Source organism: Pseudothermotoga thermarum DSM 5069, from assembly GCF_000217815.1.
Lineage (GTDB): Bacteria > Thermotogota > Thermotogae > Thermotogales > DSM-5069 > Pseudothermotoga > Pseudothermotoga thermarum.
In genome coordinates this window covers 1,931,458-1,950,351 of record NC_015707.1, presented here as the reverse complement: position 1 = coordinate 1,950,351, position 18,894 = coordinate 1,931,458, and the positions used below count along the sequence as shown (strand labels likewise).

Below are 18,894 nucleotides of genomic sequence, written 5' to 3'. Positions count from 1 at the left end.
AAAACCGTCCCCTTTCCGAGATTTAGAAAGGTTTATACCCTTTTGGAACAACGAAAGCCCAGTACCAATCTTTTGAACATATCTCTTTCCAAAGTTCCAGAACTTGTTTGTAAGTTACCCTTGAGGTTTCCTTTATCACATCCTCTATTGGTTTCGGTTTTAAACCAACCATGATGTAACCAAGAGCATAGCTGAACAGGGAACTTACACTCTCAGTAAGCATTTGAAGCTTTCCAAGCAATCTTCTTTTACCGTACTCAAAAAAGTCTTTGCCTATATCTTCACGTGTCAACTTATTCATCTCTTCAACGTATTTTTGGAACTTTTCTTTACTTGTAGAAGCGTATATACTGAAAAGTGTTTTATTAGGCCAAGCAGAACTCAACAATTCGATACTGTAAACAAGCCCTAAATCTTCTCTTATTCTTTTGAAAAGAAGACAACTCATCCCGCTCCCAAGCGTTGTTTCAAGCACCCTGAACACCCTAAACTTTTCATCCTCAACTCCGAAATCCAAAACAGTACCGTGAACGAAATGCAACTGTGTTAAGTCATTTTTTTCCTCAAACACTTTCTTCGGTTTTTTAAAGCGCAACGGTGGTTTCTCTTCTTTTACAATTTTATCATAACATTGCAATTTATTTAACAAATATTTTTTCAAATCTTTCGTTATTTTGCCTACAACCAAAACACGAAGGTTGCCATAATTTCTTTCATGAAAGTTTTTCAAGTCTTGTGAAGAAAAACTGGAAACGGTTTTTTCGTATCCACTTATAGGTTTTGAATATGGCTTTTGAAGAACCGCTTCAATGAAGAGATCTTCCACCCTAGAAACGTGATCTTCGTTGTAAGACTTTATTTCCTCTATAATGACAGATTTCTCGAGCTCAACAGCTTTTTCATCAAAAATAGGGTTGAAAACGAGATCTGTCAAAACGTCGATAGTTATCTGATAACTTGTGTATGGTACCTTTGCATAATAAACTGTGAAATCACGTGTGGTGAACGCATTTAAAGTTCCTCCAACAACTTCTACGGAATATTTCAAATCAAATTCGCTGAAGTTCTTTGTCCCCTTGAAGGCAACATGTTCTATAAAATGGGAAATTCCCGCTTCTTCATCGCTTTCATGTGCTGAACCTACAGGAACTGCAAAGGCAACGGAAATCGTCTCGACACTGTTGAAAGGAATGAGATAAACAATGTGAGGGCCAACTTGAACTATTTCACAATTCACTGCTTCGATCCCTCCTCGAAAACGTCTACTTTGAATACAACAAAAACAAACCAGCCTGAGGTTGGCTGGTTTGCCATTTCAATGGTTTTTTTAAATTTAATCTTGGTATTGATCTTCATCATTCAATGGTTTGGTATGTTTACGCGCACTGACTTGTTTCTGCTCAGACTCAGGTGCGATTTCCTCAAATTGTAACCTTCCAAGGTTGTCAATGTTGACTACTTTGACCATCACGTGGTCTCCTACTTTGAAGTTCTTTATGTTGCGCACAAGTTTGCTTTGATGGAGCAATCCGATCTTTCCAGAAAGTATTTCGATGAACAACCCATAGGGTTCTACTCGGGTAACTCTTCCTTCGAAAACATCACCCACGTTTATCTCTTTCGCAATCGTGTTGATCTGCTTGATCGCCGAATCGACCTTTTCAGGATCGTTTCCGATGACGCTTACCCGTCCTGTTTCATCATCGATGGAAATTTTGACGTCATAGTCTCTGATGATGGATTTTATAACCTTCCCACCAGGTCCAATTATGTCTGCCACTCTCAATGGGTCAACGTTTGTTACTTTTATCACTGGAGCGTATTTGGAAAGGTACGAGCGCGGTTTGTCAATCGTTTGGTACATCTTTTCCAAAATGTACAATCGAGCTTCTTTTGCTTGGTCAAGTGCTCTTTGCAACAGTTCTCTTGAAACACCAGAAACTTTGCAATCCATTTGAAATGCCGTTATTCCATCCCTTGTACCTGCAACTTTGAAATCCATATCGCCCCAGTGATCTTCTGCACCAAGGATATCAGTCAAAACAATTTGCGCATCCGGTTCCAAAATTAAGCCCATCGCAACACCAGCAACGTGCTTAGCTATTGGAACACCTGCGTCCATAAGCGCCAAAGATCCTGAACAAACTGTTGCCATTGATGAGGAACCGTTTGATTCCAGTATTTCAGAAACAACCCTGATTGTGTATGGAAATTCGTCCTCTTTTGGTATGACAAACTTCAAAGCTCTTTCAGCGAGATATCCATGACCTATTTCTCTTCGGCTTGGTCCTCTAAGTGGTTTGACCTCACCAGTTGAAAACGGTGGAAAGTTGTAATGCAACATGAACCTCTTTGTGCCCTCTTCAAAAAGTGTGTCAATGATTTGCTCATCCATCGGTGCACCAAGGGTAACTATACCAAGACTTTGCGTTTCGCCACGCGTGAACAAAGCCGATCCATGAACCCTTGGAATTACACCTATTTCACAGGTAATTGGTCTTATATCCTTTGGCGATCTCAAATCCAAGCGTATATTTTCTTCAACGATCAACCTTCTTGCACGATGTTTCAATTTTTCCTCATAAAGATCTTTCAAAAGCAAAAGGAGTTCTTCAATTCTTTCTTGACCATATTTTTCAACTAGTTTGTTCTTTATTGATTCAAAGTACTCGTCTAAGGCTTTTGCACGGGCTTTTTTTCCTTGCGTCAAAAGCCTGTTTCTAAGCTCTGCGCTGTCTATACACGCTTCAAAATCCGCTAGGACATCTTCTGGAAGAGTTTTCTCTGGTATCTGCCTTTTGACAACGTTGAATTCAGACAAGATATCCTTTTGGAATTTTACAATCTCCTTTATTGCATCATGCGCTCTGAAGAGTATTTCAACCATTTGACTTTCAGTGACTTCCTTTGCCTCACCCTCGACCATCGTTATTGCATCTTCAGTACCTGCAACAACGATATCAGCTAAACTTTTTTCAAGTTCTTCTTCAGTTGGGAAGAAAACAACTTTTCCATCGATGTATCCAACTCTCACCGCACCGACAATGCCGTTGAAGGGCACCTCGGAAAAGTTCAAAGCCAATGAGGCTGCCATAACCCCTGCAACATCTGGTGGATTAACACCATCAACTGAAAGCACAGTGACGATCAGTTGAACCTCGTTTCTCAAATTCTTTGGAAAAAGCGGTCTAATTGGCCTGTCGATGGTTCTTGCGGAAAGTATGCCAGCATCGCTTGGCTTACCTTCTCTTTTTACGAACCCTCCCGGGATTTTTCCGGCAGCATAATATCTTTCCTGAAATTCAACGGTTAACGGAACAAAGTCTATGCCTTCCGTCTCTTCGTCAGACATTGCAACAGTTGCCAAAACGGTTGTATCGCCAATTCTAACAAGTGCAGACCCACTTGCTTGTTTCGCCATTCTACCATATTCAACGTAAAAAGTTCTTCCAATCATCTCACGACTCCAACATTTCAAGTCGACCACCTCTGTCATGTTCCGCGGTTTGGAATTAAAAGCGGGCGATGTAACCCGCCCGCCATGTTTTTCATTATTTTCTTAGGTTTAGCTTTTGAATTAACTCTCTGTAGGATTCAATGTTCTTCTCGCGCAAATACCTTAGCATCTTCCTTCTTCGTCCAACCATTTTCATTAGTCCTCTTCTCGAATGGAAGTCTTTTGGATGCTTCTTCAAATGCTCAGTTAAATGTCTAATCCTTGCTGTCAACAGTGCTATTTGCACCTCTACCGAACCTGTGTCCTTTTCGTTGATCCTGAACTGTTCAATGATGGCTCTTTTTTCTTCCTGCGTCACCTTTCACACCTCCACAAAAGATTCCAACAACCCAGATGAGGTTTTCACCGTCATCCGAGTTGTGGTCTGGAGCGGGCGACGGGGGTCGAACCCGCGACCCTCAGCTTGGGAAGCTGATGCTCTACCGCTGAGCTACGCCCGCTCGGCAGGATTTCACAAGTATATTATAACACCTACTTTGTGCTTTTTCAAATCCAGCATTGAAATTTTTGTTTTTCAAATCTTATTAATCGATCTTCCGCCTTCCTCAACCAATTTCAATATTTTTTCGGCGTTTTCATCTTCAAGAATAATCAAATAAAATTTGTAAGCCTCAACGCTTGACTCGTCGTTCTTGTCAAAAAAATATCTTTTGACCTTCGTCAAAAATTGCTCTCTTTCTTCTTGACTCAATTTGCAAATTTGTTGGACGATACTTAGAATTCTCTCATCTTCCAAGCAAGCCTTGACAATTTCCGCAAAAGCATCAAGCATTTCCTCACTGCATTTGTTTTGTTGTGACAAAAACTTTGAAAGAAATTCCTGTTCTCTTTTCGTTATCGATTGTTGCCTCCATAAATCCTGGTATCATGTACACATCCTTGCCGCTTTCGTTTAAAAATCTTCTTGCCACAGCTATCGCCTTGACAGCTTGGTTGACAGCTCCAGCACCAATCGCTTGAATTTCAACTCTGTCGGCTTTTGACAAAGCACCCGCGATGGCTCCTGCTACCTTGTTAGGATTTGAGTTTGAACTGACCTTCAAAGTCTCCATTCTACCAATCCTCCTTAAGATTGTGTGAATTTTGAACTTTTATTGACATGGTATTTTTCATTTTACTACAAATTCACTGAATTTCAACACTGCGAAGATATTTTGCAGCCTCTTCTGGAGGCATCGGATTTATGTAAAAACCAGATCCCCATTCAAAACCTGCCACGTTTGTCAACCTCGGAACAATTTCAAGATGCCAATGATAATATTCCTTTCCTTCACCTGTTGTTGGAGCTGTGTGCAACATGAAATTGTACGGAGGATTGTCCAACGCTTTCCACATTCTGTAAAGGGTATTTTTCAATATTTTAGCAAAACTTTTCACTTCTTTTTCGACGATTGATCCGAAAGAATTCGCATGCCTTTTTGGGAGTATCCATGTTTCACATGGAAAACGCGCGGCAAAAGGTTCTATTGCGATAAAGTCTTCGTTTTCTTCCACAACTCTTTCTTTACGATAAGTTTCTTCCCTGATTATATCGCAAAAAACACATCGCTCCTTGTAATTGTAGTAATCCAAAGATCCATCCAATTCCTCCTGTACCCTTTTTGGAACAATGGGAAGTGCTATCAATTGGCTGTGAGGATGTTGAAGTGATGCTCCAGCATCCCTACCATGGTTTTTGAAAATGAGGATGTATTTTATCAACGTGTTATTTGCCAAAGCGGTGTACCTGTGCCAATAAGCCCACACGACTTCTTCTACTTGTTTGTAATCCATCAAAGCCAAGTGGGTGTTGTGATCCGGAGTTTCGATTATCACTTCGTGAAACCCGAAACCTTCCATGGCATCGAACATTCCAACCCCATATCTTCTTGGTTCAAGCGTTGGATCGACGGCACCAAATTTGTTTGGCACGACCCTTACCCACCAACCGGGTGTGTTCGGCGAGCTGTCTGCGGGTCTGAAAGCAAGAACCTCGGGTGGAGTTGTGTGTTCGTTACCGTAGTCAAAAGGACAGAATGTTGATTTTTCCTCAACTTTCGGCCTGACAAAATCGTGGGGACGTTTTGCCCTTTCGGTGGCTATTATTACCCATCGTTTTATCACAGGATCTTTCCTGAGTTCTGGCATTTCTTTACTTCCTCCTTAGAATCTTTTCTTTTTCAAAGCTTCTTGATAAACACTTATGTATTGCTTGGCTGACCTTTCCCAAGAAACATCTGTCTGCATGGCATTCTTAATCAGTCTGTTCCAATGTTCTTTTTCGTTTTTGTAAACATGAACAGCTTTTGCAACTGCGTACAGCAAATGTGCCGGATCGTACTCTGTAAAGCCAAAACCGTTGCCTTCTTTCGTCTTTGGATTGTACTCCTTGACGGTATCGGCCAAACCTCCAGTGTATCTGACAACGGGTATGGTGCCATACCTTAGACTGTACATCTGACCTAACCCGCAAGGTTCGTACCTCGATGGCATCAAAAAGATGTCACTTGCAGCGTAAATTTTTTGTGCAAGGTCAACGTCAAACTTCAGATTCACTGAAACTCTTGTTGGGTATTTTTCTTGAATTTGTTGGAACATTTCTTCGTACTTCTTTTCACCTGTTCCAAGGACGACAAATTGAACATCGAAAAGCATGATAAAGTCAATGGCTTTCTCCACAAGATCAAGTCCTTTTTGATCGACCAAACGGTTTATCATTCCTATCATCGGCTTATTCTCATCAGCCTCTAGGTTCAAAGCCTTTTGAAGCTCCAATTTGTTCAACTTTTTCTTTTCCACATTGTTCAAATCGTAGTTGACATAAATCCTCTTATCCGTTGCAGGATCGTATTCAAGATAATCGATACCGTTTAAGATGCCGTAAAGATCGTCTGCTCTCAATCTGAGAACACCGTCGAGTTTTTCTCCGAATTCTTCGGTTTGTATTTCCTGCGCATAAGTTGGACTGACAGTCGTGATAACATCGCTGAACAGAATGCCACCCTTCATGAAGTTCAGCTTTCCATAAAATTCCAAACCGTCTATACTGAACAAGTAATTTGGCAATCCAGCAAACTTCATGTACAAAGGATCGAATATACCTTGGTAACCCAAATTGTGGATCGTGAAAACAGAAGCAGTTTTGGAGAAGAAAGGATCTGTTCTGTAAAGCGCTTTCAAATAAACTGGTATTAAAGCTGTTTGCCAATCATGAGCGTGTATAATGTCAAATTGCATTCCAAGATTTTTCATTGCTTCCAACACCGATGCACAGAAGAATATCGATTGTTCGGCAATATCAGGTGCTTCATAAACATTCTCGGCTGAGAAGTAATAATCGTTGGCTATGAAGTAAACTGGAACATTTGATCCTGGTAATTTTGAATGATAAACATCGAATTTTTGCTGAGTTTGAAGGTACGGTATGGGAATAGACTTCACCAACGATTCCAAGGTTATTCCAAGCTTTTCACAATTTTTTCTAACAAGTTTGTGAAGTGGCATGAATATGGAAACCTTTTCTCCTTGCTTTTCTATAACTTTTGGAAGTGAGCCAAGTACATCGGCAAGTCCTCCAACTTTTGCAAATGGATAAACTTCGAATGCCGCCATGGCGATTCTCATGTACTTCACCTCCTTTACAATCATTATAGCATAGCCTTTTTTCGCACTCTCAATGCATTTAAAATGTTTTCTATGCCAATTCTAAAATAAGGTTTGTTATCTTTAACTCCCACCATTATGAAAACTGGCATAGGTATTTGATAGAGAAAATCAAAATAAAAAGTTGTTTTTACATAACCATCGAATCCAAACTCGTAAAGTCTGTTTATCTCGGTTATGCAACCAAAAGAAAGGTTCATTCCATCCATGTTCCAAAAACCATCTTTTGAACCAAGGTTAAACCTCAAACGCGGCAAGGTTAGATTCCAAACGTATTTAAGTGTCTCAAAATCTGTGTTTACTGCAAACATTACCAAACTATTAACAAGCAGGAAGGATCTTGAAAAACCAACGTTCGGTTTTGGCATGAGATTTAACCATAATTCAATCTCTGGCACACTTAAACCGTGAATTTTACCTCCTACAGTTCCAATGGAATACTTGCAACTCAATAGTGGTTCAAAACCTTGTTCAGCTTTCAAAGTTACACCAAACTTTGTTAAAACAACTTCGTTCTTCAACCCTCTGTTCAAATAAAGTGGTACAGCAAACTGACCATTTAAAGTTTGATCTTTTGGTGAAAAAGCATAGCTAAAGTAAAGATCAGCTGCCTTGTCAAAAGTTACATCAACCTTAAAGGAAGGACCAAAGTCACTCCATCCGACTTGCAAAAACAACGTCTCATCAACCGCATCGTTCCAAAATCCAATCAAAGTTCCAAGAAACCAACCAGTTTCATCAAAATATCCAACAGGAAACCAAAATCTGTACTTCAGCAAATCGAAATACTTTTCTGCGTCAAGGACAAAGCTTTCCTGTGGAAAAAGCTGATCAAACTCTATCCATCTTAAATTTCTAACGAACGATGGTTCAACCGGTTGGCTGGCAAATCGATAACCACCAGGCACAATTTGAACACCAAATACCTCGTTCTCGTAAACCACCGCACTGACGAAATCTTGCCCACCAAGATTCCACAACGTCATGTCGTTTAAATCAAGCATGAAAACTTGAATCTTGTCGAAGTTCTCCGCACAAAAATAAAGCTTGTCTTCAACCAATTTCGGGGATAGTTTTGCATTTCCATCGCAATCTAACTTGTAAAGTTTTCCATCTGAATTCAACATGAACAAACCTATATTCGTTTCCACTTTACCAGTGAAAATTATTCGTCGTTCATCAGCAGTTATCTGCAAAGGAATTAAGTTTTCATACGGTCCAAAAATTCGTGTGATTTTTCTTTGAAGAAGATCGTAAACATCGATGAATCTAGATCCGTTCTGCTGCCTTATCAAGACCAATTTGTGGTCGTTTATCCAATCAAGGTCAACGATATTTTGTACAGGAAGCTTAAAGGTTGTACCAGAGTGTACGTAAAGCTGTGAAACTACAGAATTACCAGCTGAAACGTATCTAGCAACGGCAACTTTGCCAGATTTGCTTACAGAAAAACTCACGCAGTTTTGAAGATCTAAAACTTTGAATTCTTCTTTGCTAAGCGCATCGCAATAATACAACGCTTCTTGTGAAGAGTATTTTTGTGCAACGTAGTAAATCCTCCAAGCGTTCAAATCTACCTTGCTTGGCCAAAGAAATAACTTCGAAAAATCTTGGTTTTTACCTACTCTTTTATCCTTTTCCAACCAACTACCAAGAAATTCTTTTCCAACCGTCTCTTTCAAAGTTATTCCAAAAGGTCTTAGCGGATTTTCCGAAAATCTTTCGACCAACTCTACGACTTTTTGATGTGAATAATCTTCCTCGATTTTCTTCAAGAGTGAATAACCTTGAACATAACTTGCGCCGCCGGCAAGCCATCTAGAAGTTGTTAAGCTTGATGCATACCTTAGACCAACATCCGTTTCCTTTGCTTTCTCTATGTAAGTTTTAAAAAGAGGATCATTCCCTCGTCCAAAACCTGTTAGATAAGTTTCAAAATAAGTCGCAAGACCTTCGTGAAGGTACATAGGTGTTAAAACACTTTGCAACGCTACGCAAACAGTTTGACCGAAAATTGAAAGTGGCTCAATGTAAGTGGAAAGTTTGTTCATCAAAAAAAGATGAGTAAGTTCATGAACAAAGCAAAATACTACCCAGTCTTCGTAGTTCGGTGTTATCACCAAGGGATCAACGTCGTTTACGTATATAACGATCGTGTTGGTCAAAGGATTGGCATAACCATTTGCAAAATCATTACCACCGACAAGATAAACTTTTGGACGCGTTTTCAAAGTACAATTCAATTCATTTGCCAACTTTTCGTACACTTCATCGGCTTTTTTCGACAGAACAAAAGCTTTGGAATCAAGTCCTTCGGAAAAAACTATGTCAAAATATTTGGTACGCACCAATTTGTAATTGCCAAAAACCAGGCAGGTGAAAAGGACGAAAAATATTATTACTACAATCGGTTTTCCTTTCATTCTTTACTCTCCAACCTTTTAAAAATGTAGTTAACTATGACCTCAATTGCTTTTTCGTTGTATCCTCCTTTTGGAACGATTATATCTGCTTTTCTTTTCGTTGGCTCGACGTAAGCATCATGCATTGGTTTTACGGTTTGAAGGTATTGCTCTATCACCGAATCCACGGTTCTACCTCTTTCTTTGATATCCCTTCTTAAACGTCTTATGAACCGTATATCATCCTCGGCATCGACGTAGATAGACAAAGCGTACAAACTTCTGATATCTTCATAATACAATGCAAAAATTCCCTCGACTATGACAACATCCTTGGCGGTGAAAACTATGGTCTTCGGCAATCTTACGTAGTTTACAAAATCATAGCACGGAAGAAAGATGGTTTTTCCCTCAAGAAGTTGTAGAAGATGTTCCTTCAAAAGCTCATGTTCAATCACATCTGGATGATCGTAGTTCACCTTTCTTCTTTCTTCCAAAGGCAAATGGCTCATATCCCTGTAGTAGTTATCCATGGGTATCAATCCGCATCTTTCTTCTCCAACCTTCTCGATGATCTTTTTCGCCACCGTCGTTTTCCCAGAACCTGTACCTCCACCTATGCCTATGATCAACAAAGAAATCACCACCGAGATTTTATTATAATTGTTTGAAAGGAGGGCAAGAATATGAAAGAATTTCAGCAAAACGAAATCACAGAATATTTAGTTTATTCAAAGCTTTCAAAAATCAGTAGGCAAAACAGGGAAATCTTGGAGAAAATAGCTCGAGATGAATTAAGACATTATGAAGCTTTAAAAAAGATCACCGGCGTTGATGCTAAACCAAAAAAATTGGCCGTACTTTGGTATATTTTGCTTGCAAAAATTTTTGGTTTAACCTTTGCACTTAAAGTTATGGAAAGAAAAGAAGAAAAAGCGCAAAAAAATTATTTAAATTGCAACTCAAACGAACTTGTTAAACTTTTCGTTCAAGACGAAGAGAAACATGAGAAAATGTTGCTCGATCTTATAAACGAGGAAAAGCTGAACTACATCGGTTCCATGGTTCTTGGATTGAGCGACGCTTTAGTTGAACTGACTGGGGCATTGGCAGGTTTAACCTTGGCCTTACAAAAAACAAAAGTTGTGGCACTATCGGGACTCATAACAGGTTTTGCCGCAGCTTTATCCATGGCTGCTTCAGATTATCTTTCCAAAAAATCGGAAAAGGGAGAGAAAAACCCTATCAAGTCGGCATTTTACACCGGAACAGCCTATATTTTGACCGTTTTGTTTTTAACCTTTCCTTACCTTGTCTTTGAATTGCCTTTGGTCGCGCTTTCTGTAACCATGTTGAACGCTGTTTTCGTGATTTTCATTTTTACTTACTTTGTCTCGATTGTAAAGGATTTGAATTTCAAGATTCATTTTTTCGAGATGCTTTCAATAAGTATAGGAGTAGCCGCAGTTTCATTTTCAATAGGTTTTCTCATCAGGATATTTTTAAAGATAGACATTTGATCATTTTCTGCTTCCTGGTTTTACAAGCGGTATTCCCTGTTTACACAACGGACACTCTCCTGGCTCATAGATTGGAAATACAAGCTTAATCAAGGAATAAAAAGGTACGTCAAACGGCAATGGTTCAACCGATCTATCGACTATACTTGCTATGCAGCAAACAACACCACCATAGCTTTCCACCAAGTTTTTCACTTCCATTACCGAACCACCGGTTGTGGTGACATCTTCTACTATTGCAACCTTTTCACCTTCTTGTATCTCAAAGTTTCTTCTCAGCTTCATCACTCCATCTTCCCTTTCGGCAAAAAGCGCACGAGCGCCAATTGCTCGAGCCACTGTGTAAGCAAGAATAATTCCGCCAAGTGCTGGTCCTATGACAACTTGTGGTGAATGAACGGATATCTTTCGAGCGATCATTTCTCCAACCATGTCGCCATACTTAGGATACTCAAATATTTTTGCGCATTGAATGTAATTCGATGAATGCTTCCCAGACGATAACAAGAAATGTCCTTCAAGCAAAGCACCCGTTTTGAGAAGAAGTTCACGCATTGAGCATCCTCCTCACCTCATCCATAGCCTTTGCCGGATCGGGGCTTTTGTATATTTCCCTTCCAAGCACAGCGTAATCTGCGACGTTCATGATTTCCGACAGATGAACAACATCTTTTTGATCGTCAGCTCCCCTTTTTATTCGTACACCTGGAACCAGTATCTTTCCCGGGATCTGCTTTCTAAGTTGTACAGCCCATTTTCCAGGAAGAACGAACGAGCAACCAAGGATTCTCAGAGATTTTATCAAATCCAAGTATTCAGCAAGATCGCCTGTCAGAGATGTGAGTTTTAACACAACAAAGATTAACTTGTCGGTGCTTTCAAGGGCAGCCCTTATGCTGTCGATGCCACAGGCACTGTGAACTGTAAAACCTTCAACGCACTCGTGGTCCCAAGCCTTTATAGACCTTGCCACGGTGGATGGGATATCGACGAATTTCAAATCAACTATCACCTTTAAATTTCTCTTCTGAAACTCCTCTAGCACCGATTTTCCATAAATCGCCACACTGTGCCCAATCTTGACGTGTTGGAAAGATCCGTACTTATCGATGAATTCCAAAGGATTCTCCATATCCAAACTCAAAACAGGCTTCACAGTCTACCCCTCCTTAAGCTTTCCGCTATCCTTTCAACAATCTTTGGATTTTTGTAAATTATAGTACCAACACTCACAGCATCGGCACCGGCCATCAAAAATTCCTTTGCGTCTTCCTCATTACTTATGCCTCCTCCCCCGATGACGAACAAATTTGAAGTAACCCTTCTAACCTCGTAAACTGCCCTAAGGGCAATTGGTTTTAAAACAGGTCCGGAAAGTCCTCCCTTGAAGATCTTCCCATCCACGAACTTTAAAGCCCTTATCGTGTTGATCAAGCTTATACCATTCCAACCGTTGTTTTCAAGCATTTTGGCAAAATATTCGACGAAAATACCTTCTATGCCCACTTTGGCTATCAAAAAACTCTTCAAAGTTTTTCTAAGAATGCCTAAAAGTCTTTCCAAATTACTCAAATCGGTGACAACACCAAGTCCGCCTTTTTCCACATTTGGACAAGAAAAGTTGAATTCTATAGCGACAAATTTTTCCTCCACGTCTTTAACCTTTTCTGCTACCAATCGATATTCATCCAAATTGTCCCCGCCGAGGCTCAAGATAACCTTTACTTTCTCAAATATCCAGTTGTATTCACCATCTTTGAGCCTTCTGAGAAATTCGTCCACCCCGGGATTTTCAAGTCCTATGCTGTTGATTAAATAATCTTTTGTTGCTATCAACCTACAAGGAGGATTTCCAACCTTTGATTTCAAAGTTATGGTTTTCAAAGTGTAAGCACCTATACAGGAAGGATCCACCAACTTGAGATATTCACCCATGCCCCCGACACCAGAAGCTATGACCAATGGAACTTTCAAATCCATACGACATCACCTCTGAAAATTGGTCCATCGATGCAAACGTGTTTTAAACCTTCCTTAGTTTCAATTGCACAGCCTCTACAAGCACCTATTCCACAAGCCATGTAGGAATCCATCGTCGTGAAGACTTCTCCTTTTGTTTTCAAAATACCGTAAGCAATCCTGCACATCTGCGGAGATCCAAGCGTCAGATACCAATCGTAACCTTTTAATTCTCTAAGTGTTTTAAGAAAACTTTCATCGCCGACGATTTTTCTGAAAGGTCTTACATCCATTTCAAATTCTTCTCTGCTGCACATTAAAACCTCTACATCCCATCTTTTAAAAGCCTCGTGTGCCATAGCCAAGCACGAAGCTGCCGCTATGATCAAACCATTTTTGTTAGGAGGAACAAAATCATTACCACAAGGCCCGTGAACATTCAATTTGACCGCTTCATGAACTATATATTTAGTTCCTTCGCCCAAAATTTCAACGCACAAAGCCAAATCACCTTGCCAAGATCCCAGTCCAAAAGGTTTTCGAACTACGGAATTGGGTGTTTCCACCATTACAAACTGCATTGGTTCAAAGTCGATCCACTCGTTGAATCTAATCAAGTAAGTGTTACCGCTTATCTTCTCAACTTCCTTCTTTGTTAAAGAGAAATTCTCCATCCCAGTACACCCACCTTCCTTTGAGTTTCATTCCAACAACTTTTCCTTTTAACTTGATTCCATCGAAAACGCAATTTTTTCCCTTGCTAAAGAATTTTTTACAGTCCACCGTAAAGCTTGCATCTGGATCGACGACAACTAAGTCTTCAAAGCCATTCGGTAGAGGAACTTTAAGCAACTTTCTTGGAGCAACGATCAGTTTGTCGAAAACCAATTTTAAATCTTCCAATATAGTGTAAAAAGCGCTGAAGGCAATTTCTATACCACTGCTTCCAAAAGGTGCCAATTCAAAATCTTGTGGTTTATCTGGATGGGGTGCATGATCCGTGGCCAGAACATCTATAATTCCATCCTTAACGGCTTTCAGCAAAGTTTCTCTATCACTCTTTGTTGCAAGCGGCGGATTTATTTTGAAATTTGTGTTCTTCACATCTTCCATGGTGAAAAACAAATGATGCGGCGTCACTTCACAACTAACTTGAGCAAATCTTCGAAGAAAACAGATAGTTTCAATAGACATCTTCGTGCTGACGTGTTGAATGTGAAATTTTGAAAATCCATATTCAACGCCAAGCAAAACGTTACGAAAGATCGAAACAGCCTCTGAATTGATGGGACGTTTTTTACACAAAACATTCGTGCCTTCGTAGAAAGCACCGTCAAGTTCGTGCAGCTGGCTGTGATCAAGCAAAAGATGGGGTTTTTTCCTCTTGAAAGCCTCAACGATTTTCAAGGTATCATAGTGTATTCCATCGTTTGAGTAACACAAAATTTTAGTTGAATCGGGTTCCAATTCTCCAAACAACGAGCAACTCCAGAAAAAGTCGATGAGTTTATCCTTCGCTAAGTTCAAATGTTGCTCAAAAACCTGGCTTGTGGCAAGTTCTGGCTTTGTATTTGGTTGAATCAAGACGGCGGAGTAACCACCAGCGATAGCTGCTTTTTCCAAAGATTGATAATCCTCCTGTCCGTTCAGCCTAACATGGGTGTGCATGTCAAAAAACGGTATGGTTGCGATTAAATTATCTGCCTTTGCTTTAATTGGCAATTGTATTTGAAGATCCTCAAAAGCGCCTTTAAAAGGGTTGTAATATCTCATCTTCATTCCTCCAGGCGAAAAATAAAGGGGCTTTCGTTGCCAAAAGCCCCTTTTGTTGTATGAATATTCACTTGCCGATTAACGCTTGAAACTATACACTCCATTGTGATCAACCTCAAAAACTCGTTTTTTGTATAATACCACGACCAAAATTAAATCAATATTTCAAAGCAATTACGCTTTTCTCATCTGCCTCAATTTCCAACCATGCATAGCCAAGGCAAAAGCTATAACCGCGTATGCAAGGAATTCTCTGAAGAACTCTCCAACCTGAGGTTGACCGAAGAGTTTGTTACCGGCGCTTGGCGCAACCACAAACAACGTGTGGAACAACAAAACACCGATTATCGCGTTCCATATGGAGGCTTTCATCGTCGAAGCTCCACCAACCAACAGAGTTGCTATAGAGAAAAGGGCAACTTGTTCGTGGCTGTTGTAAGTGTTTATCGTCCCTATGTCTTGCAGGTATATTATTTGTCCAATCGCAGCCAAAACAGTTGACATGATGACTGCGATTATTCTAACCTTGTTGACGTTTATTCCAGCTACTTCGGCAACGTGAATGTCTTGACCAACGGCTCTTATATCCTGACCAAGTTTGGTTTTAAATAGTAGCGTTATAAAGACACACAAAGCCGCAACAATCAAAAGCGGCACAACGAAAATGCGAATCATACCGATCCTGATCACCCACACGGAGTTCAAAGCACCTGCCAAAGTTCCCCAAAGATCCACCGTGTTTCTCAAACCCACTCCACCAGTCAAAAGCATGGCTTTGGTTGAAAACGGGATCAACGACCCAGCAAAGAAGAGGAATATCAGTTGGTAAACCCCGTTGGCAAAAAATCCTAAGATCATCGATGTTATCATCTCTCTACCACGTGCCTTGTTCAAAACCAAGCCAGCCAACCATCCCAAAACTATGGCTATTCCAGTTGCGAAAATCATCGAGAGTAAAATTCCGGGTACTCCGGATATCTTTCTGTCAACGACGAAGAACATTGCCGCCTGCCCAGCCATCGCGCCAAGAACTATTCCAAAGTTCAATCCCATCCCAGCCACAATTGGAATGATCAACGAGAGAACCAGGAATGTATTTCTGCTCAAACGTCTTACAACTTCAGCGGCTAAAAAGGTCCATGGAATCTTTGCAATAACAACGGCTGAGATTGACAAAACCAAAAAGGCTATTGGAACAGAGTAATTTATCAAAATTCTTTTGACTTTTTCCATCTCAGCTCGCCTCCCTTGGAGCTCTAGTTAGTGCATACAATATCATCCCGTTGCTTATGATCATCCTCATGACTTCGGTGATATCACCCCTGGTAACTTGACTTAAAACCGGCAAAGCGATCGTCAAAAGGGTTTGAAAAACTGCTGTTCCAATTATCACGTTTTTTATGGTGGCTCTCCTTATCGAAGCCCCTCCTATGAGGATGCATGCGACGGATGGAAAGGTTAATCCCAAAGGTGCTTGGTAAAGCTGCAAAAAACCATAACTTTGTGCGTACACTATTATTCCAATTCCTCCAAGGATCGTGGACAAAGTAGCCGCAATTAAACGAGCTTTTTTCACGTTCACCCCCGATGTTATTGCATACTTTTCGTTCTGGCCAGTCAAATCTATAGCCAATCCAATCCTTGTTCTGAAGAATATGTAGATCAAATAACAAGCTGCACCGAAAAAGAGTAATAAACCAGTTGGTATTTCTAAACTGCCGATTTTAAACTTCAAAAAGTTGTTCAAAATTCCTGCAAAATAATCTTGAAGAGACAAAGTGTACCTAAGTCCTCTTCCACCTATTGCCCAAATCATATCTGGTCTTGAGAAGGGTAACAAAAGCCACATTATCGACATAAAAGCAACTATGGAATAACCAACGTAAGTTCCAACCATCATTTCTTGCCCACGCACTTTCTCCAAAAGCCACCCATAAACCAAACCAAGACCTGTGCAGATCAACACTGCAAGTGCTATTGCAGTCCAAAAGCCAATCGCACCAGCAAGACCAAGTTGCATGCTTATCAAAGCTCCAAGAAGTCCTCCTATTATTCCAACGGGTAAACCAAAGTTTGGCCCAACTCCAGCTCTGATCATTGGAACCATAGCCAACACGAGTACCCCGTTCATACCAATTCTTCTTAGAGAATCTCCTATTAACGTTGGTATTGAAACATTCACAAAAGCTGCCAAAACAAAAAGGCTTATCAAGAAAAGGAATATTATCAAGGTTGGCAAATCAACCTTTTTCAAAATAGCAAAAAATTTATCCACGTTGAGCCACCTCCTGAAGCTCTCCAGCCATTGCCAAACCAAATTCTGCATCCGATGCGCTGGGTGGAAGAATTGCAGAAAGTTTTCCCTCTGCAACTATTGCTATCCTATCGCAGATACTTCTCAACTCTGCCAATTCGCTAGAAGTCATGACGATGGTAACGCCGAGATTTCTGTTCATCTGCACCAAGTGATCCAAAACCAATCTTTTCGCTCCAACATCTATACCTCTGGTTGGTTCTGAGACAAACAGTATTTTTGGTTCAAGCGTAAAAGCCCTCGCAAGACAAACTTTTTGCTGGTTACCCCCACTCAACCTTCTCACCGGTTGAGTAGGACCTTTGCATCGAATATCTAGCTCTTTTATCATTTTCAGTGCATGTTCACGAATAGCCTTTTTATCCAAAAGGTTCAGAAATAGAAACCTCTTCGTAAATTTTCCGAAAGCCTGAACTGCTGTTGCAACTATGTTCATTTCAACTGACTCGTCCAAAAGCAATCCAACACCTCTTCTGTCTTCTGAAAGATAAACTATACCGTTTGCAAGTGCATACATTGGATCGTTCAACTTGTATGGTTTTCCTTCCAAAAGAACTGTTCCAGATGCAGGATAAACACCAGCTATGCCGTTTGCAATTCCAAGTTTTCCATGTCCAGCAAGGCCGCCAATGCCAAGAATTTCCCCTCTTCTTATATCTATGCTGAAATCCTTAACTTCCTCTCCAGGCATCTTGACTTGAAGATTTCTTATGGACATGATGATATCATCATCTGAGGGTTCCTTTTGTCTCTTTGGAAGGTTCAAAGCTTCTATCTTTCTTCCAACCATTTTCTCCGCCACTTCCGCTAGGGTGAAGGACGAAGCAGGTCCACTGTCCACAACTGCACCATCGCGAAGAATTGTTATTCTATGGGAAACAGCTAAAACTTCAGCAAGCCTGTGCGAAATGAAGATGATCGCAATTCCCTTTTGCGACAGCGTTCTTATAACATTCAACAAAGTCTCAGCTTCCGCTTCAGAAAGAACCGCAGTCGGTTCATCGAGCACTAGAACTTTTAAATTCTTCTTGTCAATTTCTCTGGCTATTTCGACAAACTGTTTGTGTGCAACTGGAAGTCCTGCCACAGGAAACCACTCATCGATGCCCATCATACCTATGGTATTTAAAGCTTCTCTCGCCTCTTTTCGCATTTGCTTGAAGTCCAAAGTTTCCAGCGATTTTCCAAAAACCCTGCTGAAAATATTCTTCTTGGTTATTTCACGGTTCAACTTTATGTTCTCAGTCACCGTAAAATTTGGTAAAAGCATGAATTCCTGATGAACCATTCCTATACCAAGTTCCATCGCTTTCCTTGGAGAATCAATGTCAACTTTTTTTCCATTAACGTATATTTCCCCTTCAAATCCACCTGTGCTGTGGATAACCGGCATCCCGAACAAGATATTCATAAGAGTTGTTTTACCAGCTCCGTTTTCACCAACGAGTCCGTGTATTTCTCCTTCTTCAAGATCTAAATTCACGTTTTTCAGAACTTGGTTTCCAAAGTAAAACTTGTTGATGTTTCTCATCTCAAGAACTTTTTTCACGTAGACACCTCCCACACTGTGAAAAACTTCTGCTTCTATTATAAGAAAAAAGACGTCGGTGTTGCCACCGACGTCTTTTGCCTATATCAGCTAATCATCAGAATTGTGTAACACCAAAAATCACGGAATCTGAAATGAGCATGTAGTAATTACCTTTGTCGGAGTATCTTCTGATAAACGTTGAAGCACCTTTGACTTTCTGTGAAGCAACTTGATCG

The 18,894-nt window shown here is 40.4% G+C and carries 18 protein-coding genes and 1 tRNA gene; 1 reads left to right on the top strand and 18 read right to left on the bottom strand.

What is annotated here, in order from left to right; translation table 11 throughout:
• Positions 1–22: 22 nt before the first annotated feature.
• The 10 genes from THETH_RS09720 to udk form a co-directional block, all read right to left on the bottom strand.
• On the bottom strand, positions 23–1,237 hold the full coding sequence (locus THETH_RS09720) for a M16 family metallopeptidase (RefSeq protein WP_013933171.1): 1,215 nt from the start codon (positions 1,235–1,237) through the stop codon (positions 23–25).
• Between the two features lie 96 nt (positions 1,238–1,333).
• Positions 1,334–3,478 (bottom strand): polyribonucleotide nucleotidyltransferase, encoded by a 2,145-nt coding sequence (locus THETH_RS09715; protein ID WP_013933170.1) that lies wholly within the window; start codon positions 3,476–3,478, stop codon positions 1,334–1,336.
• A gap of 73 nt (positions 3,479–3,551) precedes the next feature.
• Positions 3,552–3,815, bottom strand: a complete 264-nt coding sequence (gene rpsO, locus THETH_RS09710; protein WP_013933169.1) for a 30S ribosomal protein S15 — start codon at positions 3,813–3,815, stop codon at positions 3,552–3,554.
• Positions 3,816–3,882: 67 nt separating this feature from the next.
• A tRNA-Gly gene (locus THETH_RS09705) sits at positions 3,883–3,957 on the bottom strand.
• 74 nt (positions 3,958–4,031) lie between these two features.
• The gene (locus THETH_RS09700; protein ID WP_013933168.1) at positions 4,032–4,289 is read right to left on the bottom strand and encodes a hypothetical protein; all 258 of its coding nucleotides are present in this window, start codon (positions 4,287–4,289) and stop codon (positions 4,032–4,034) included.
• A gap of 4 nt (positions 4,290–4,293) precedes the next feature.
• On the bottom strand, positions 4,294–4,569 hold the full coding sequence (locus THETH_RS09695) for a stage V sporulation protein S (RefSeq protein WP_013933167.1): 276 nt from the start codon (positions 4,567–4,569) through the stop codon (positions 4,294–4,296).
• A 73-nt stretch (positions 4,570–4,642) separates the two neighbouring features.
• A complete protein-coding gene (gene galT / locus THETH_RS09690; RefSeq protein WP_013933166.1) occupies positions 4,643–5,644 on the bottom strand; it encodes a galactose-1-phosphate uridylyltransferase in 1,002 nt (333 codons plus the stop codon).
• Positions 5,645–5,659: 15 nt separating this feature from the next.
• Positions 5,660–7,120: a glycogen synthase gene (locus tag THETH_RS09685; protein WP_013933165.1), complete on the bottom strand. Its 1,461-nt coding sequence runs from the start codon at positions 7,118–7,120 to the stop codon at positions 5,660–5,662.
• A 23-nt stretch (positions 7,121–7,143) separates the two neighbouring features.
• Positions 7,144–9,582: a TolB-like translocation protein gene (locus THETH_RS09680; RefSeq protein WP_013933164.1), complete on the bottom strand. Its 2,439-nt coding sequence runs from the start codon at positions 9,580–9,582 to the stop codon at positions 7,144–7,146.
• Positions 9,579–10,196 carry a uridine kinase gene (gene udk / locus THETH_RS09675; RefSeq protein WP_013933163.1) on the bottom strand — a complete coding sequence of 206 codons (618 nt, stop codon included), beginning with the start codon at positions 10,194–10,196 and terminating at the stop codon, positions 9,579–9,581. The genes THETH_RS09680 and udk overlap by 4 nt, the downstream gene beginning before the upstream one ends.
• Before the next feature lie 51 nt (positions 10,197–10,247).
• On the opposite strand from udk, the gene THETH_RS09670 reads away from it, so the two are divergent.
• The gene (locus THETH_RS09670; RefSeq protein WP_013933162.1) at positions 10,248–11,081 is read left to right on the top strand and encodes a VIT1/CCC1 transporter family protein; all 834 of its coding nucleotides are present in this window, start codon (positions 10,248–10,250) and stop codon (positions 11,079–11,081) included.
• Here the strand turns inward: THETH_RS09670 and pyrE are convergent, their stop codons facing one another.
• From pyrE to THETH_RS09630, 8 genes are all read right to left on the bottom strand, one after another.
• Positions 11,082–11,636, bottom strand: coding sequence for an orotate phosphoribosyltransferase (pyrE, locus tag THETH_RS09665; protein ID WP_013933161.1), 555 nt, complete (start codon positions 11,634–11,636; stop codon positions 11,082–11,084).
• The gene (gene pyrF / locus THETH_RS09660) at positions 11,629–12,237 is read right to left on the bottom strand and encodes an orotidine-5'-phosphate decarboxylase (protein WP_013933160.1); all 609 of its coding nucleotides are present in this window, start codon (positions 12,235–12,237) and stop codon (positions 11,629–11,631) included. Before pyrF ends, pyrE begins: the two co-directional genes overlap by 8 nt.
• On the bottom strand, positions 12,234–13,061 hold the full coding sequence (locus THETH_RS09655; RefSeq protein ID WP_013933159.1) for a geranylgeranylglyceryl/heptaprenylglyceryl phosphate synthase: 828 nt from the start codon (positions 13,059–13,061) through the stop codon (positions 12,234–12,236). The genes pyrF and THETH_RS09655 overlap by 4 nt, the downstream gene beginning before the upstream one ends.
• Complete coding sequence (locus tag THETH_RS09650) at positions 13,052–13,714, bottom strand: iron-sulfur cluster-binding protein (RefSeq protein WP_013933158.1); 663 nt, start codon at positions 13,712–13,714, stop codon at positions 13,052–13,054. The genes THETH_RS09655 and THETH_RS09650 overlap by 10 nt, the downstream gene beginning before the upstream one ends.
• Positions 13,680–14,813 (bottom strand): dihydroorotase, encoded by a 1,134-nt coding sequence (locus tag THETH_RS09645; protein ID WP_013933157.1) that lies wholly within the window; start codon positions 14,811–14,813, stop codon positions 13,680–13,682. The genes THETH_RS09650 and THETH_RS09645 overlap by 35 nt, the downstream gene beginning before the upstream one ends.
• A 174-nt stretch (positions 14,814–14,987) precedes the next feature.
• Positions 14,988–16,046 (bottom strand): ABC transporter permease subunit, encoded by a 1,059-nt coding sequence (locus THETH_RS09640; RefSeq protein WP_013933156.1) that lies wholly within the window; start codon positions 16,044–16,046, stop codon positions 14,988–14,990.
• Between the two features lies 1 nt (position 16,047).
• Positions 16,048–17,088, bottom strand: a complete 1,041-nt coding sequence (locus THETH_RS09635; protein ID WP_013933155.1) for an ABC transporter permease — start codon at positions 17,086–17,088, stop codon at positions 16,048–16,050.
• Positions 17,081–18,676, bottom strand: coding sequence for a sugar ABC transporter ATP-binding protein (locus THETH_RS09630; protein ID WP_013933154.1), 1,596 nt, complete (start codon positions 18,674–18,676; stop codon positions 17,081–17,083). The genes THETH_RS09635 and THETH_RS09630 overlap by 8 nt, the downstream gene beginning before the upstream one ends.
• Positions 18,677–18,894 lie beyond the last annotated feature (218 nt).

Excerpts from the sequence above, each read along its gene's own strand:
- THETH_RS09655 (WP_013933159.1), bottom strand. The coding sequence starts at position 13,061 with ATGGATTTGAAAGTTCCATTGGTCATAGCTTCTGGTGTCGGGGGCATG.
- pyrE (WP_013933161.1), bottom strand. The coding sequence starts at position 11,636 with ATGCGTGAACTTCTTCTCAAAACGGGTGCTTTGCTTGAAGGACATTTC.
- THETH_RS09640 (WP_013933156.1), bottom strand. The coding sequence starts at position 16,046 with ATGGAAAAAGTCAAAAGAATTTTGATAAATTACTCTGTTCCAATAGCC.
- THETH_RS09700 (WP_013933168.1), bottom strand. The coding sequence starts at position 4,289 with ATGCTTGATGCTTTTGCGGAAATTGTCAAGGCTTGCTTGGAAGATGAG.
- THETH_RS09645 (WP_013933157.1), bottom strand. The coding sequence starts at position 14,813 with ATGAGATATTACAACCCTTTTAAAGGCGCTTTTGAGGATCTTCAAATA.
- THETH_RS09680 (WP_013933164.1), bottom strand. The coding sequence starts at position 9,582 with ATGAAAGGAAAACCGATTGTAGTAATAATATTTTTCGTCCTTTTCACC.
- THETH_RS09685 (WP_013933165.1), bottom strand. The coding sequence starts at position 7,120 with ATGAGAATCGCCATGGCGGCATTCGAAGTTTATCCATTTGCAAAAGTT.
- THETH_RS09670 (WP_013933162.1), top strand. The coding sequence starts at position 10,248 with ATGAAAGAATTTCAGCAAAACGAAATCACAGAATATTTAGTTTATTCA.
- THETH_RS09650 (WP_013933158.1), bottom strand. The coding sequence starts at position 13,714 with ATGGAGAATTTCTCTTTAACAAAGAAGGAAGTTGAGAAGATAAGCGGT.
- THETH_RS09695 (WP_013933167.1), bottom strand. The coding sequence starts at position 4,569 with ATGGAGACTTTGAAGGTCAGTTCAAACTCAAATCCTAACAAGGTAGCA.
- galT (WP_013933166.1), bottom strand. The coding sequence starts at position 5,644 with ATGCCAGAACTCAGGAAAGATCCTGTGATAAAACGATGGGTAATAATA.